The 15,282-nt window shown below is 73.4% G+C and carries 13 protein-coding genes; 4 read left to right on the plus strand and 9 right to left on the minus strand.

Annotated elements, in window-relative coordinates; all coding sequences use genetic code 11:
* Positions 1–62 precede the first annotated feature (62 nt).
* The 5 genes from OHB56_RS18900 to OHB56_RS18920 form a co-directional block, all read right to left on the minus strand.
* On the minus strand, positions 63–1,961 hold the full coding sequence (locus OHB56_RS18900) for an acetyl/propionyl/methylcrotonyl-CoA carboxylase subunit alpha (protein ID WP_406354597.1): 1,899 nt from the start codon (positions 1,959–1,961) through the stop codon (positions 63–65).
* A gap of 10 nt (positions 1,962–1,971) precedes the next feature.
* Positions 1,972–3,570, minus strand: a complete 1,599-nt coding sequence (locus OHB56_RS18905; protein WP_406354599.1) for an acyl-CoA carboxylase subunit beta — start codon at positions 3,568–3,570, stop codon at positions 1,972–1,974.
* Entirely contained in the window at positions 3,567–5,255 is a 1,689-nt protein-coding gene (locus OHB56_RS18910) for an acyclic terpene utilization AtuA family protein (RefSeq protein WP_326753340.1), read from the minus strand. Before OHB56_RS18910 ends, OHB56_RS18905 begins: the two co-directional genes overlap by 4 nt.
* Complete coding sequence (locus tag OHB56_RS18915) at positions 5,252–6,067, minus strand: TIGR03084 family metal-binding protein (RefSeq protein WP_326753341.1); 816 nt, start codon at positions 6,065–6,067, stop codon at positions 5,252–5,254. The genes OHB56_RS18910 and OHB56_RS18915 overlap by 4 nt, the downstream gene beginning before the upstream one ends.
* 143 nt (positions 6,068–6,210) lie before the next feature.
* Positions 6,211–6,531 (minus strand): hypothetical protein, encoded by a 321-nt coding sequence (locus OHB56_RS18920; RefSeq protein WP_406354602.1) that lies wholly within the window; start codon positions 6,529–6,531, stop codon positions 6,211–6,213.
* Here OHB56_RS18920 and OHB56_RS18925 point away from each other — a divergent pair.
* Positions 6,530–7,330: a GNAT family N-acetyltransferase gene (locus OHB56_RS18925; protein WP_406354604.1), complete on the plus strand. Its 801-nt coding sequence runs from the start codon at positions 6,530–6,532 to the stop codon at positions 7,328–7,330. The two genes, OHB56_RS18920 and OHB56_RS18925, sit on opposite strands and share 2 nt — an antisense overlap.
* A gap of 442 nt (positions 7,331–7,772) precedes the next feature.
* Here OHB56_RS18925 and OHB56_RS18930 read toward each other — a convergent pair whose 3' ends face one another.
* Positions 7,773–8,738, minus strand: coding sequence for an EamA family transporter (locus OHB56_RS18930; protein WP_406354606.1), 966 nt, complete (start codon positions 8,736–8,738; stop codon positions 7,773–7,775).
* A 246-nt stretch (positions 8,739–8,984) separates the two neighbouring features.
* A complete protein-coding gene (locus OHB56_RS18935) occupies positions 8,985–9,926 on the minus strand; it encodes an STM4015 family protein (protein ID WP_406354607.1) in 942 nt (313 codons plus the stop codon).
* 224 nt (positions 9,927–10,150) lie between these two features.
* On the opposite strand from OHB56_RS18935, the gene OHB56_RS18940 reads away from it, so the two are divergent.
* Positions 10,151–10,603 (plus strand): NUDIX hydrolase, encoded by a 453-nt coding sequence (locus OHB56_RS18940; protein WP_406354609.1) that lies wholly within the window; start codon positions 10,151–10,153, stop codon positions 10,601–10,603.
* 57 nt (positions 10,604–10,660) lie between these two features.
* Here OHB56_RS18940 and OHB56_RS18945 read toward each other — a convergent pair whose 3' ends face one another.
* On the minus strand, positions 10,661–10,876 hold the full coding sequence (locus tag OHB56_RS18945) for a GntR family transcriptional regulator (RefSeq protein WP_406354611.1): 216 nt from the start codon (positions 10,874–10,876) through the stop codon (positions 10,661–10,663).
* Positions 10,877–11,049: 173 nt separating this feature from the next.
* Between OHB56_RS18945 and OHB56_RS18950 the strand changes: the two genes are divergently transcribed.
* Together OHB56_RS18950 and OHB56_RS18955 are read left to right on the plus strand one after the other, a co-directional pair.
* Positions 11,050–11,298, plus strand: a complete 249-nt coding sequence (locus OHB56_RS18950; RefSeq protein WP_326753348.1) for a helix-turn-helix transcriptional regulator — start codon at positions 11,050–11,052, stop codon at positions 11,296–11,298.
* Complete coding sequence (locus OHB56_RS18955) at positions 11,295–11,825, plus strand: hypothetical protein (protein WP_326753349.1); 531 nt, start codon at positions 11,295–11,297, stop codon at positions 11,823–11,825. The genes OHB56_RS18950 and OHB56_RS18955 overlap by 4 nt, the downstream gene beginning before the upstream one ends.
* 337 nt (positions 11,826–12,162) lie before the next feature.
* On the opposite strand, the gene OHB56_RS18960 is transcribed toward OHB56_RS18955, so the two are convergent.
* Complete coding sequence (locus OHB56_RS18960) at positions 12,163–15,069, minus strand: FAD-binding and (Fe-S)-binding domain-containing protein (protein ID WP_406354613.1); 2,907 nt, start codon at positions 15,067–15,069, stop codon at positions 12,163–12,165.
* Positions 15,070–15,282: the final 213 nt, after the last annotated feature.

Consider the following 15,282-nt stretch of genomic DNA (forward strand, 5'->3'; position numbering starts at 1 on the left):
ATCTCGGGCGGAAGCCGTGTCCGCGGCGGGGTCTCGGGCGGAGGGTGCCTCCGCGGCGGCTCTCAGGTGGAGGGTGTGTCCCCGGCAGGGGCCCGGGCGGGATCCACGACGGCCAGGAGGGCGCCGACCTCCACCTGCTGCCCCTCGGTCGCGTGCAGGGCGCTCAGCGTTCCGGTGACCGGGGCGGAGATCCTGTGCTGCATCTTCATCGCCTCCAGCCAGAGCAGGGGCTCTCCGGCCTGCACGGAGGCGCCCGCGGCCAGTCCGTCCGCGACGCGTACGACCGTGCCCGGCATCGGGGCCAGCAGGGAGCCCGGCACGAGCTGGGCGGTGGGGTCGGGGAAGCGGGGCAGGGCGGTGAGGGCGGTGCCGTTGACCCACACCTTCTCGCCGTACCGGCCGACCTCGAACCGGCGCCGGACGCCGTCCACGTCGAGGACGACGAGCCCGGCCTCGGCGTGCACCACCTGGACCCCGCCGGCCTCACCGGCCGGGTCGGCGGCGAGCCCGTCCCGGGTGTGCCGGTAGCGCGCCTCGTGCTCCTCGCCGGCCACGGCGTACCACTTGACCTGCGGCTGCGAGGGCAGGTTGCGCCAGCCGCCGAACCGGGAGCGGCCGTGGGCGTCGGCGAGGGCGGCGGCGAGTGGGGCGTACCGGTCGGGGGCAGGCGCGGTCAGCGCGGTCAGGTGACGGTCGTAGAAGCCGGTGTCCATGCGGCCTTCCGCGAACTCCGGGTGCCGCAGGGAGCGCACCAGCAGGTCCCGGTTGGTGACGGGACCGTGGATCGCCGCCCGTTCCAGGGCGGACGCCAGTGTGCGGACCGCCTCCGCGCGGGTGGGCGCGTGGGCGACGACCTTGGCGATCATCGGGTCGTAGTGGACGCCGATGTCGTCGCCGTCGGTGAACCCGGTGTCCAGGCGGACCCCGCCGGGGACGGCGAGCCGGTGCAGGCGGCCGGTCTGCGGCGCCCAGTCGCGGGCGGGGTCCTCCGCGTACAGGCGGGCTTCCACGGCGTGCCCGCGCGCGGGGGGCGGGTCGCCGTCGAGCCGGTGGCCCTCGGCGACGCGGATCTGCTCGGCGACCAGGTCGAGGCCGAACACGGCCTCCGTGACCGGGTGTTCCACCTGCAGCCGGGTGTTCATCTCCAGGAAGTGCGCCCGGTCCCCGGCGACGAGGAACTCGACGGTTCCGGCACCGGTGTAGCCGACCGCGCGGGCGGCGCGCACGGCGAGCGCGTGGAGTTCGGCGGTGAGTTCCGCGGTCAGTCCGGGGGCCGGGGACTCCTCGATCACCTTCTGGTGGCGGCGCTGGAGGGAGCAGTCCCGGGTGCCGAGCGCCCACACGGTGCCGTGCGTGTCGGCGAGGACCTGCACCTCGACATGGCGTCCGCCCGCGTCGCCTCCGAGGTAGGGCTCGACGAACACCTCGCCGTCGCCGAAGGCGCTCGCGGCCTCCGCGCGCGCGGAGGCCAGTTCGGCGTCCAGGTCGGCAAGCTCGCGCACGACGCGCATCCCGCGCCCGCCGCCGCCCGCGGCCGCCTTCACCAGCACCGGCAGGTCGGCCTCGGTGACCTCGCGCAGGGGCGCGATGCCCATGAGTTCCTTGGCGCGCGTCTTGGACGCCATCGCCTCGATCGCCTCGGGGGGCGGCCCGATCCACACCAGGCCGGCGTCCTGGACGGCGCGGGCGAAGCCGGCGTTCTCGGAGAGGAAACCGTAGCCGGGGTGCACGGCGTCCGCGCCGGCCGCGAGCGCGGCCTTCACGAGGAGGTCGCCGCGCAGATACGTGTCGGCGGGCGCCGCCCCCGGGAGGCGTACGGACTCGTCCGCCCCGCGCACGTGCAGGGCGTTCGCGTCGGCGTCCGAGTGCACGGCCACCGTCCGGATGCCGAGTTCGCCGCAGGTGCGGGCGATCCGGCAGGCGATCTCGCCCCGGTTGGCGACGAGGACAGTACTGATCACCGTGTTCCCCTCACATCCGGAAGACGCCGAAGCCACCGCGCACGCCCTCGTAGGGCGCCGTGTGGACGGCCGACAGGCACAGGCCGAGGACGGTACGGGTGTCGCGCGGGTCGATGACGCCGTCGTCGTACAGCCGCCCCGACAGGAACATGGGCAGCGACTCGGACTCGATCTGCTGCTCGACCATGGCGCGCAGCGCCGCGTCCGCCTCGTCGTCGTAGGGCCGGCCCTTCGCCGCCGCCGACTGGCGGGCGACGATGGACAGCACCCCGGCGAGCTGCTGCGGGCCCATGACGGCGGACTTGGCGCCGGGCCAGGCGAACAGGAACCGCGGGTCGTAGGCCCGCCCGCACATGCCGTAGTGCCCGGCGCCGTACGAGGCGCCCAAGAGGACCGACAGGTGGGGGACCTTCGAGTTGCTCACCGCGTTGATCATCATCGCGCCGTGCTTGATGATGCCGCCCTGTTCGTACTCCTTGCCGACCATGTAGCCGGTGGTGTTGTGCAGGAAGAGCAGCGGGATGTCGCGCTGGTTGGCGAGCTGGATGAACTGGGCGGCCTTCTGCGACTCCTCGCTGAACAGCACCCCCTGGGCGTTCGCGAGGATGCCGATCGGATAGCCGTGCAGGGCGGCCCAGCCGGTGGTCAGGCTGGTCCCGTAGAGCGGTTTGAACTCGTCGAAGTCGGAGCCGTCGACGATCCGCGCGATCACCTCGCGCGGGTCGAAGGGGGTCTTCAGGTCGCCGGGGACGATGCCCAGCAGCTCGTCCTGGTCGTACGCGGGCGGCTCGGCCGGCCCCGGGTCGGGGTACGCCTTGCGGTGGTTGAGGCGGGCCACGACCCGCCGGGCCCGGCGCAGGGCGTCCGGTTCGTCGACGGCGAAGTGGTCGGCGAGGCCGGACGTGCGCGCGTGCATGTCGGCGCCGCCCAGGGACTCGTCGTCGCTCTCCTCCCCGGTGGCCATCTTCACCAGCGGCGGACCGCCGAGGAACACCTTCGCCCGCTCCTTGACCATGATCACGTGGTCGGACATGCCGGGGATGTACGCGCCCCCGGCGGTGGAGTTGCCGAAGACGACGGCGACGGTCGGGATGCCGGCCGCCGACAGCCGGGTCAGGTCCCGGAAGATCGCCCCGCCGGGGATGAAGATCTCCTTCTGCGAGGGCAGGTCGGCGCCGCCGGACTCCACCAGGCTGATCACGGGCAGCCGGTTGGCGAGCGCGATGTCGTTGGCGCGCAGGGCCTTCTTCAGGCTCCAGGGGTTGCTGGCGCCGCCGCGCACCGTCGGGTCGTTGGCCGTGATCAGGCACTCCACGCCCTCGACGACCCCGATGCCGGTGACCAGGGAGGCGCCGGTCGTGTACTCGCTCCCCCAGGCGGCCAGCGGGGACAGCTCCAGGAACGGGGTGTCGGGGTCGAGGAGGAGTTCGACGCGTTCGCGGGCGAGCAGCTTGCCGCGCCCCCGGTGCCGCTCGACGTACTTCTCGCCGCCGCCCGCGAGGGCCTTGGCGTGTTCGGCGTCGAGTGCGGCGAGCTTGCCGAGCATGGCCTCGCGGTGGGCCCGGTAGTCGGGGCCCGCCGTGTCCAGGGCGGATGCGAGGACGGTCACAGGAGGGCCTCCGGGATGTCCAGGTGGCGGGAGCGCAGCCATTCGCCGAGCGCCTTGGCCTGCGGGTCGAAACGGGCCTGCGCGGCGACGCCCTCGCCGAGGATTCCCTCGACGACGAAGTTCAGGGCGCGCAGGCGGGGCAGGACGTGCCGGGTGACGGGCAGGCCGGCGGCCTCGGGGATCAGTGTGCGAAACCGCTCGACGGTCAGCTCGTGCGCGAGCCACCGCCAGGCGTCGTCGCCGCGCGCCCACACCCCGACGTTGGCGTTCCCGCCCTTGTCCCCGCTGCGGGCGCCGGCGATCAGGCCGAGCGGGGCGCGTCGGGCCGGGCCGGGTGGCAGGGGTCGGGGCAGCTCCGGCTCCGGCACGTCCGCGAGGACGGCGGTGTCGTGGGGCCGGTCCACCGGGATGCGGCGGCCGTCGTGGAGGACGGCCACCTGGTCGACGGCACCATGGGGGACGTACACCTCCTCGCACACCCCGTAGGGGGCGCCCTTCCCCGGTGGCGCCACCACATGGAATCCGGGGTAACTGGCCAGCGCCAGTTCGATGGCGGCCCCGCTCAACGCCCTCCCGACCGCCTCCTGTCCGGGGTCCCGCACGACGAGCCGCAGCAGCGCGCTCGCGGTCTCCTCCGTACCGGCGTCGGGCCGGTCGGTGCGCGCCAGCTCCCAGCGCACCTCGGCGGGCGGCGACTTGGCGAGCGCGCCGGTCATCTGCTCCTTCACGAGGTCCGCCTTGGCCTCGATGTCGAGGCCGGTGAGGACGAACACGACCTCGTTGCGGAAACCGCCGAGCCGGTTGAGCCCGACCTTGAGCGTGGGCGGCGGCGCCTCTCCGCGCACTCCGTCGATCCGTACCCGGTCGGGCCCCTCCCGGGTGAGCCGCACGGTGTCGAGCCGGGCGGTGACGTCCGGCCCGGCGTACCGGGCGCCGCCGGTCTCGTAGAGCAGCTGCGCGGTGACGGTGCCGACGTCGACGAAACCGCCGGTGCCGGGGTGCTTGGTGATGACGCTGCTGCCGTCCTCGTGCAGCTCGGCGAGCGGGAAGCCGGGCCGCAGGAGGTCGCCGGGGGGCCGCTCGCCGAAGAAGGCGTAGTTGCCTCCGGTGGCCTGGGTCCCGCACTCCAGCACGTGCCCGGCGACGACGGCTCCCGCAAGCCGGTCGTACTCCGTCCCCGCCCACCCGAAGTGCGCGGTGGCCGGACCGGTGACCAGGGCCGCGTCGGTGACCCGCCCCGTCACGACGACGTCGGCGCCCTCGCGCAGGCAGGCCGCGATGCCGAAGCCGCCGAGGTAGGCGTGCGCGGCGAGGCTCCCCGGGTGGCGGGCGGTGAGGTCGTCGCCCTCGACGTGCGCGACCCGCACCGGGATGCCGAGCCGCCCGGCCAGCTCCCGCACGGCACCGGCGAGCCCCGCCGGGTGGAGTCCGCCGGCGTTGGCGACGATCCTCACCCCCCGCTCGTGGGCGAGGCCGAGGCACTCCTCCAGTTGCCGCAGGAAGGTGCGGGCGTACCCGGCGGAGGGGTCCTTGAGCCGGTCGCGGGCGAGGATGAGCATGGTCAGCTCGGCGAGGTAGTCGCCGGTGAGGACGTCGAGCTCACCGCCGGTGAGCATCTCGCGCAGGGCGTCGAAGCGGTCCCCGTAGAACCCGGAGGCGTTCCCGATCCGCAGGGCCGCCGTCACAGGGTGTGCCCCTGGCCGTCCTCGCCCTCCCCCTTGGGGGGCCGTCCGCCGCCGGACGGCCCGGCGAAGGCCTGGGCGATGTCGAGCCAGCGGTCGGCGTCGGGCCCGTCGGCGGTGAGGGCGAGATCGGCGCGGTGGGCGCGCTGGGTGACCAGGAGGCAGAAGTCGAGCGCGGGCCCGCTGACGCGCTGCGGGGCGTCGACGGGACCGTACTCCCACAGCTCGCCACCCGGCGCGACGAGTTCGACGCGGAAGGGGTCGGCGGGCGGGGTGAGCCCGTGCGCTCCGTAGGCGAAGTCCCGGGTCCGCACTCCGAGCCAGGCCACATGCCTCAGCCGGTCGGTGGGGGGCCGCACCACACCGATCGCGTCCGCGATGTCGAGCCCGTGGGCCCAGGTCTCCATGAGCCGGGCCGTCGCCATGGAGGCCGCCGACATGGGCGGCCCGTACCAGGGGAAGCGCGTACCGGGGGCCGCGGACCGCAGCCCCTTCTCCAGCGCCGCCCGCCCCTCGCGCCACCGCGCGAGCAGCTCGGCGGGCGCGAGCTTCGCGTACTCCTCGGCGCCCTCGTCGACGAAGGTGTGCGGGGCGGCGAGCGCCTGCTCGACCCGCTTCCGGAACCCGTCCGCGTCGGTGACGGCGAGCAGCGCCGAACGGTCGGTCCAGGCGAGGTGCGCGATCTGATGGACGACGTCCCACCCGGCGGCGGGCGTCGCGAGCCCCCACTCCTCCGGCCCCAGCCCGGCCACGAGCCGGTCGACCTGCTCGCTCTCCTCACGCAGATCGTCGATCACGGACGACGGATCGGACACGATGGCGCTCCCCTCGGGGCACGGGCACGGCGGTGTGCGGCGCGATGTGGTGTGGAGCATGACAGGGGCACCGATAACAATCAAGCACGCTTGCATGATTTCTTCCGGGAGGCGCGGGCCGCCCGTCGGGCCCGTGGCGCGCTTCAGGCGTCCTGGACGGCCCGGCGCCCGGCCCTCGGCCCGCCCGCCGGACGGACGGCCATGTCCGCGGTGACGAAGCCGACGCCGGGCATCGCGGTCGGCTTCGTCCGGATGACGAGCAGCGCGATGTCTCCGTCGCGGTGTTTGACGCGGATCTCGCCGCCCGTCGCCGCCGGCCCGGCCGGGGCGCCGCCCCAGGGCCCCGGGTGTGCTGTTTCCGGTGCTCCGGGCCCGGACCCTTCGCGGGTCGTCGATCCGTAGGGGCAGAAGGCGCGTACTACTGGGACGACTTCCGCGTACTCGACGAATCGAGGGGTTCTCATGCACGATCTCGCGGACTCGGTCGAATCGATGGAACAACTCGCCGCCGCCTGGCGCGTCATGGTGCTCGACCGGGATCCGGATGCGGACGTCCGCGACCTCCCGGGCATCGCCGTCCGCTGGGCCGACTGCCGGTTCGCCTTCTGGAACTGCGTCACGCTGACCGACGTCGGCGCGAGTGCCGGACTCGTGAAGCAGCGCCTGGACGAGGCGGCGGAGATCATGCGATCGAAGAGGCGTCCGGGTTTCCTGTGGGTCTTCGAGGACCTCCTCGACGACGAGGCGCGCGCGGCACTCGGGGCGGCGGCCGAGCAGGCGGGCCTCGCGCACGCCTTCCCCGGTACGGGCATGGCGGGCGACCTGTTGCCGATCCCCGAACCGGCCCACCCCGACCTGACGTTCGTCCGCGTGGCCGCCGAGGAGCACCTGCGGGCCTTCGCGGACATCAACTCGCTCGCGTACGGGTTCCCGCCGACGGACGGCCGTGACGGTCTGGCCTGGTCCACGCTGTGGAAGAACCGGGTGTACGCCTATCTGGGCTTACGGAACGGTACTCCCGTGGCCTGCGCCGCCACGGTGGAGACGGAAGGCCGCCTCTTCGTCATGCTCGTCGCCACCGACCCGAAGTGGCAGCGCCGCGGCTATGGGGAAGCAGTGACGCGAAAGGCACTGTACGAGGGTGCCCGAGCCACCGGAACGACGCGGGCGACCCTGCACGCGACCGCCGCCGGGGCACCCGTGTATCCACGGATCGGCTTCGAACCGAACTCCCCGATGCGCTTCTACGCCGTGCAGGACTGACCTGGCGGGCGGCAAGGCCGCGTCGTGCCGCCGCGACCGGTGACCGACCGCGGTCCAGGGCTTCCGGACGAATCCCCCGGGCCGTGGATTTCGAGTGAGGCCGCCGCCTCATGCGCCGGGCCGTGCACACAGGTGAGCCCCGTCCCGGAAACGGGACGGGGCTCACATCCGAGCGCCGGGCAGGCCTTGCACCTGCATTTCCCCGCAGGAAGCGGGGCGTCTTTCCTTGGACCACCGACGCGCGACCGGCACCGGGAAGTTCCGGTGACCAGCTCAAGATCAAATATAGCGCAGTCCGCCGCCCTGCCGCACCCACCCCCCCCCACCCGCACACCGACGGTTCGCCCCTCCGCGTCCCGGAGGCCTGGGACGCGCCAGGGGCGGCACTCGAGTCCGGACAGGCGCGAGACCCCTGACGGGAACGTTCTCGCGCAGGGAAGGTCTAGGCGGACTGCCCCGGGAGCGTCTTGGCCCGCCCCCGCCCCACCTGGGTCCGCACCGCCCCCATGCTCGCCGCGATGACCAGGGCGATGGCGGCGGACTCGGTGAGAGTGAGGGCCTGGCTGAGGATGAGGAATCCGGCGGCCGCGGCGATGGCGGGTTCCAGGCTCATGAGGATGGCGAACGTGGAGGCGGGCAGCCGGCGCAGGGCGAGGAGTTCCAGGGTGTACGGGAGGACGGAGGAGAGCACCGCGACCGCCGCGCCCAGGGCGAGGGTCGTCGGCTCGAGGAGCTTCGTACCGGACTCGGCGATGCCCAGCGGCAGGAACACCAGCGCCGCCACGCCCATGGCGAGGGCGAGCCCGTCGGCCTGCGGGAAGCGGCGGCCCGTGCGCGCGCTGAAGACGATGTAGGCCGCCCACATGACGCCGGCCCCCAGGGCGAAGGCGACCCCCAGGGGGTCGAGGCTGTCGAAGCCTCCGCCGCCGAGCAGGACGACACCGGCCAGGGCGAGTCCCGCCCACAGGAAGTTGACCGCCCGCCGGGAGGCCAGGACGGACAGGGCCAGCGGGCCCAGGACCTCCAGGGTGACCGCCGTGCCGAGCGGGATGCGGGCGACGGACTGGTAGAAGAGGCCGTTCATCCCGGCCATCGCGAGCCCGAAGACGACCACCGTGGTCCAGTCGGCGCGCGAGTGCCCGCGCAGCCGGGGCCTGCACACCACCAGCAGCACGATCGCGGCCACCAGCAGGCGCAGCGTCACGACCCCGAGCGCACCGGCCCGCGGCATCAGCGTCACCGCGAGCGCCCCGCCGAACTGCACGGAGATCCCCCCGGCGAGCACCAGGCCGACCGGCCCCAGGGAACGCCGGCCGCGCGGGGTGCCCGTAGGGGCGGACGTATTTCCCTGGCCCGTCGCGGGTGCGACGGCCGGGGTGGACGGGATGGCGGCGCTGGGGATGGTCACGGGCCCTTCCTGGGGTCTCGGTGCGGGGAGCGGAACCCCTGGCGGGCATCGGGCGTCGCACTGCGTTTTCCAGTGCGTCGCACTGCGCTTTCCGGTCCAGGGTAATGAGTCCCGGACAGGACCGTGCAGCACTTACGTACCTGACGATGAGTCCCTCGCCCCGGCCGGGTCAACTCCGTCCGTCATGCGGACCGAGTGCCTCCGGACATCTGTCGCGGTCGGGGAAGCCGGGGCGGGAAGGGGAGGTCACTCGGCGACGGCGACGTAGCGGGTGCCCTCGTCCTCCTCGTCGGCCTTCTCCTGTTCGGACAGGTCCACCCGGACGCCCGCCGGTTCGAGGGCCTCCCGGACCCGCAGCATCATGGCGTCGCCGAGGTAGTGGTGGTGCAGGTCGAGAAAGCGCAGGTGGGTGAGTGGCTGCCCGCTCAGCAGGGCCGCGGCGCCCTCGTCGCCGAGCGCGCCCATCGACAGCCTGAGGGACTCGAGCCGGGCCACCACGGGAGCGTGGGCCACGGCGGCCGCGATCTCGTCCTGGAACTGGCTGTTCTGCAGTCCCAGATGGCGCAGGGAGGGCAGCCGCTCGCCGGTGAGCAGCGGTCGGAGATCCTCCACCGTCGTGTCGCAGCCGTAGGACTCGTCGCCCAGCCACAGCTCCAGGCACTCCAGGGACGGCAGGTCGGACGCGGCCACGTTGCGCGTGACCGAGGCGGGCAGCCCGCCGCTCTCGAAGCGCAGGGTGCGCAGCCCTTCGTGGCGGATGACGGGGAACGCGAGGTCCTCGCTGCCGCGCACACCGAGCTCCCGCAGGCGGGGATACGCCTGCAGAAGAGGGGCGAGATCGGACTGTGTGATCCAGGAGATCTCGCTCTCCTCGAATTCGAGGTCCCCGAGGAAAAGTGCTTCCAGGCCGGTCAGTCGAGGGCTCGACTCGACGAGCATGTCGATCATTTCGGAGGGCCAGCCGTCGGATCCGTACCACGCGGAGCCGATGACGAGCGCGCGTACCTGCTCCAGCGGCACGGTCTCGGTGAAGCGGTTCCAGTAGTCGTCCGCATCCTCGTCCCCGCTGTACAGGCCGCACCGCATACGCCACGCCACGGAAGCGGGATCGGCCGGCAGGGAGGGGTCGGAGGACGCCTGCGGAAAGGTCAGGACGGGAAGGCCGTGGAACTGTTCCAAGTGGGACACAGAGCTGGGATGTTGAGGTATGTCGGCCGGAAACTCCACGGTGGCTCCTCGGGTGTCGGGGCTGAGGTGCGCACAGTTCTAGCAGCAGCCGGTGACAGCGGACGGAGAGGTCCCGCCCGACAAGTCCTGGCAGAGGTGTCGGCGGGCGAGGGGCGGGCACCGGGACGGGTACCGTCCCCACCAGGGAAGCCCCTGACCGCCCCACTCCTACCTCCCGAGGCCCCGTGCGACGACTCATTGCCCGTCTCTGGCGACTCCTGCGCCCCGTCCAGAGCCGCGTCATGTGGTTCCTGAACGCCAAGTTCGTGGTCGGGGTGACCGGCGTCGTGCGCGACGACGAGGGGCGGGTCCTGCTGCTCCGGCACCGGATGTGGCCGCCGGGCCGCCAATGGGGCCTGCCGAGCGGCTTCGCGCACAAGGACGAGGACTTCCGGCAGACCGTGGTGCGCGAGGTCAAGGAGGAGACCGGCCTCGACGTGGAGGCGGGCCGCCTCGTGATGCTGAACAGCGGTTTCCGCACCCGCCTGGAGGTGGCCTACGAGGCCCGGCTGCTGGGCGGCGAGCTGCGCCTGGACCCCTTCGAGATCCTGGAGGCCCGCTGGTGCCGCCCGGACGACCTCCCCGAGGACGTCCAGCCGGTGTGCGGGCCGCTGATACGGGGCGAGACGGTCCCCTGAGACATCGCTCCGAGGTTCCGGCCGCTCGGGCCCGCTACTCGTCGGGGGCGGGCCCGCCTACTTGCCGGGCTCGCCCCCTGCGGTCTTCGACCGCTCGGCGACGAAGGAGCCGAGGCCGGGCTCGGTGCAGATGAGCCCTTCCGCACGCAAGTCCTTGTGCACCTTCCGGGCGGTCACCGCCGCGATGCCGAATTCCGCCGTGATCTCCACGACGGAGGGGATACGAGTGCGCGGCGGGTAGGTGCCGTCTTCTCTACGGCGGCGAATCACCACGGCCGACCCCCTTCGCCGGAACAACGCCCGCGAGGGCTGCGCCCGAGCACCCCGGCAGAGCGCTGGACACACGCACCGCCCCGGCCGGGCGCGAGAACCGACCCGGCACCGCCTCGACTTCCGGAGAGTTGCCGGTGTTGCAGTACTCGATCATGATGTAGTAGTTCTTATACATGAGCGAGCAAGTGCACAACAGACTGGCCGTGGTGCGTGCCGAGCGGAAGGTGTCACGGCAGGGCCTGGCCGAAGCGGTGGGAGCGCATTACCAGACCATCGGCTACATCGAGCGCGGGCAGTACAACCCGAGCCTCGACCTGGCATTGAAGATCGCGCGGTTCTTCGAGCTGCCGGTGGAGGCCCTGTTCTCGCTCGAGCCGTTTCAGCCGCTCACGGATGAGATCTACGGGAGGAAGACTTCATGACCACCACACCGCTGACGCGCTACGACCACGGCATGCTGCGGCTCATGAACGACCGCCGAGGCCGGCCGCTGTACGCCACGGCCGCCCGTCGGCGCCTGGCCGTCGCCGCACACCTGCTGCTGACCACGGCCATCGGCGGACTCATGGCCTACGCCTACCTCGCGGAGGGGCAACCGGTCTGGGCCCTCGTCGTCATGGTGGTGCTGCTGCTGCCGTGGGCGGTCGCGACCGGGGCGATCAACGCGGCCACCCGTGGCCTGCTCGAACTACGCGAACGAGCGCTGGACGAACGCCAGTCCGCCGAACGCACCCGGGTGCAGGCCCGCGCCCACCGGGCGATGACCCTCCTCCTCGCCGCCACCACGGCCATCCTGTTGATCGTGGGTGCGGTCGACGGCAACGCCCCCACGGCGTACGCGGCACCGGTACTCATCGCGGTCCTCGTGGCGCACTGGCTGATGCCGTTGTGGGTGGCCGGCCTGATGGCTCAGGACGAGCCGGCCGAGGACGACAGCCTCGCGGCCTGACGAGTCAGCCGCGCCCGGCCGGCCACGGATCGCTCGGAAGTGTCAGGGAGCGGCCGAAGCGGCTCGGGCACTCGGGCACTCGGGCACTCGGGCACTCGGGCACTCGGGCACTCGGGCACTCGGGCACTCGGGCACTCGGGCACCCAAAGGCTCCAGCACTCAGGGGATCAAGGGCCGGCGGGGGAGTCCTCGGTCACGAGGGCGCGAACGCTGTGACGCGACCGGGCGGCGTCCTGGCCGAGGGACGCGCCGAACTGGCCGCGCGGCCCGTCCAACGCTCTGCCGGGGCTCGTCCGAGCGCGTCGCGGACATAAGGGCGGCGACTGCTCACGGTTTCTCAGTCCAGGGCCTCCGCCAGCACCTCCGCCAGGTGCCTGCCCCGCACCCCCGCCAGCTGCTCCAGCTGGGTCCGGCAGGAGAAGCCGTCGGCCAGGACCACCGCCCCGTCCGGCGCCTCCCTCACCGCCGGCAGGAGCTGGTCCTCCGCGCAGGCCACGGACACCTCGTAGTGGCCCTCCTCGAAGCCGAAGTTGCCGGCCAGTCCGCAGCAGCCGCCGCTCAGTTCGCCGGTGAGGCCCGCCGCGGCACGCAGCCCGCGGTCGGCCGTGTCGCCGAGGACCGCGTGCTGGTGGCAGTGGGTCTGGCCGGTGACCGGACGGTCCAGGGCGGGCGGGGTCCAGTCGGGCGCGTACTGCTCCAGGGTCTCCGCGAAGGTGCGGACCCGTGCGGCGAGTCGTGCCGCGCGGGGGTCGTCGTGCAGCAGCTCCGGCGCGTCCGTGCGCAGGGCCGCCGCGCAGCTCGGTTCGAGGACGACGACCGGGGCATCGGTGGCCAGGACCGGTTCCATCAGGTCGAGGGTGCGGCGCAGCACCGCGCGGGCGTGGTCGAGCTGGCCCGTCGAGAGGTAGGTGAGGCCGCAGCAGACCCGGCCCCGACGGGCCGTCAGCAACCGTGCGGCGGACCGTGAGCGGCCGTCCCCCACCGGGCGCCCGCCCGGTCGCAGCGTCGGGGGCAGGGCCACCCGCAGGCCCGCCGCCTCCAGGACCCGTACGGCGGCCTGTCCCACGGAGGGCGAGAGGTGCTCGGTGAAGGTGTCCGGCCACAGGATCACCAGGTCACCGGTACCGTCGCCATCACCGCCACCAGCCCCGGCACCGGAGGGCACGGCGGCCCTCCGCCCCCGCCACCACCGCGTGAACGTCTCCCCGGCCACGCGCGGAATCTCCCGCTCCTCCGCGATCCCGCCCAGCCGTTTCGCCACCCGGGCGAGCGGGCCCACCGAGGCCAGGCCGTTGACCACCCCCGCCGACCTGGTCCGCGCCACCCAGCCCAGCCACACCGGCAGCCGTCCCATCGCGTAGTGCGCGGCGGGTCGGCGGCGGCCGGCGTAGTGGTGGTGGAGGAACTCCGCCTTGTAGGTGGCCATGTCGACCCCGACCGGGCAGTCCGAACGGCAGCCCTTGCAGGACAGGCACAGGTCCAGGGCGTCCCGTACCTCCGTGGATTGCCAGCCGTCGGTCACCAGCTCGCCGGCGAGCATCTCGTGCAGCAGTCGGGCGCGCCCGCGCGTGGAGTGCTCCTCCTCGCCCGTCGCCCGGAAGGAGGGGCACATCACCGCCGGCCCCGACACCGACGTCGTACGGCACTTGGCGACGCCCACGCAGCGGCGGACGGCCGCCGAGAAGTCGCCGCCGTCGGACGGGTAGCCGAAGGCCACGTCCACCGGCTTGCTCGGCAGGACGGAGAAGCGGAGGTTCGCGTCCAGGGGCGCGGGGCGCACCAGCATCCCCGGGTTGAGCAGGTCGTCCGGGTCCCAGACGCCCTTCACGCGCTCGAAGAGGGCCACCATGTCCGGGCCGTACATGCGCGGTAGCAGTTCGGCGCGCGCCTGTCCGTCGCCGTGTTCGCCGGAGAGCGATCCGCCGTGGGCCACGACCAGGTCGGCCAGTTCCTCGGAGAAGCGGCGGAAGCGGGCGATGCCCGGACCGGTCAGCAGGTCGAAGTCGATCCGGACGTGGATGCAGCCGTCGCCGAAGTGCCCGTACGGGGAGCCGCGCAGTCCGTGGTCGGCCAGCAGGCCGCGGAAGTCCCGCAGGTACGCGCCGAGCCGGGCGGGCGGTACCGCGCAGTCCTCCCAGCCGGGCCAGGCCTCGGTCCCGTCCGGCATCCGGGTCGCCGTGCCGCTCGCGTCCTCCCGGATCCGCCACAGCGTCCGCTGCCGGGCGGGGTCCGTGACCACCAGGGCGTCCAGGACGTCCGCCACGCGGACGATCGTCTCCGCACGCGCGCGTGCCTCGCTTTCCGTGTCCCCGCCGGTCTCCACGAACAGCCAGGCTCCCCCGCGCGGGAGGTCCGCCGCGGCCGGCACCAGGTCGGCCGCCATGCCCTCCACGGTCAGCGGCCCGTACTCCAGCAGTCCGGCCGCCGCCTCGGCGGCCCCGGTCTCGTCCGCGTACGCCAGCACGGCGAGCGCACGCGCGCGGGGCGCCCGTACGAGGTCCACGACCGCCTCCGTCAGCACGCCCAGCGTGCCCTCCGAACCGCAGAACGAGCGGGCGACGTCGGCGCCCTTCTCGGGCAGCAGCGCGTCCAGGGCGTATCCGGAGATACGGCGGGGCAGCTCGGGGAAGCCGGTGCGCAGGCGGGCGAGTTCGCCCTCGGCCAGCTCCCGCAGTCCCGCCGGGGCCCCGGCCCACGCCTGCCCCGGCCGCAGCCGCTCGCCGCGCGGGGTGAGCACCGACAGGCGCCGCACGCTGTCCGCCGTCGTGCCCCAGGCGACGGAGTGGGAGCCGCAGGAGTTGTTGCCGATCATGCCGCCGAGGGTGCAGCGGCCGTGGGTGGAGGGGTCGGGGCCGAAGCGCAGCCCGTGCGGGGCGGCGGCCTCCTGGAGCCGGTCGAGGACGAGACCGGGCTGCACGACGGCCGTGCGGGCCTCGGGATCGAGGGAGAGCAGGCGGTTCATGTGCCGGGTGAAGTCGAGCACCACACCGGTTCCGGTGGCCTGCCCCGCGATCGACGTGCCGCCGCCGCGCGGCACCACGGGGACGCCGTACGTCCGGCAGACCGACAGCGCCGCCGCCACGTCGTCGGCGTCCCGGGGAGCCACCACGCCGAGCGGCACCCGTCGGTAGTTGGAGGCGTCCATGGTGGTCAGCGCCCGCGCGGTGGTGCCGAAGTCGACCTCGCCGCGCACGGCCGCGCGCAGCCCTGCCCGCAGTTCCCGCAGTTCCCGCAGATCCGTCATGTTTTCAGGATGCCTCGGAGACCTGCGGGGCGCCGCCGGCCGGGCCCGTCCACGGGCCCGGCCCCGCGTGGCACCCGCCGGCTCCCCTCCCGAAAAACGGAACCGGATTCTTCCCAAGCTGATCACAAACTCTCATATAGTGAGCGCGAGTTGCGCGCAGTTGTCGGACCTCGCTTCAAAAGCGACCCCGGAACCGGGTCCGGCGACCCCATC

This window comes from Streptomyces sp. NBC_01635, from assembly GCF_045209715.1.
In the GTDB taxonomy this organism is placed as follows: Bacteria; Actinomycetota; Actinomycetes; order Streptomycetales; family Streptomycetaceae; genus Streptomyces; species Streptomyces hirsutus.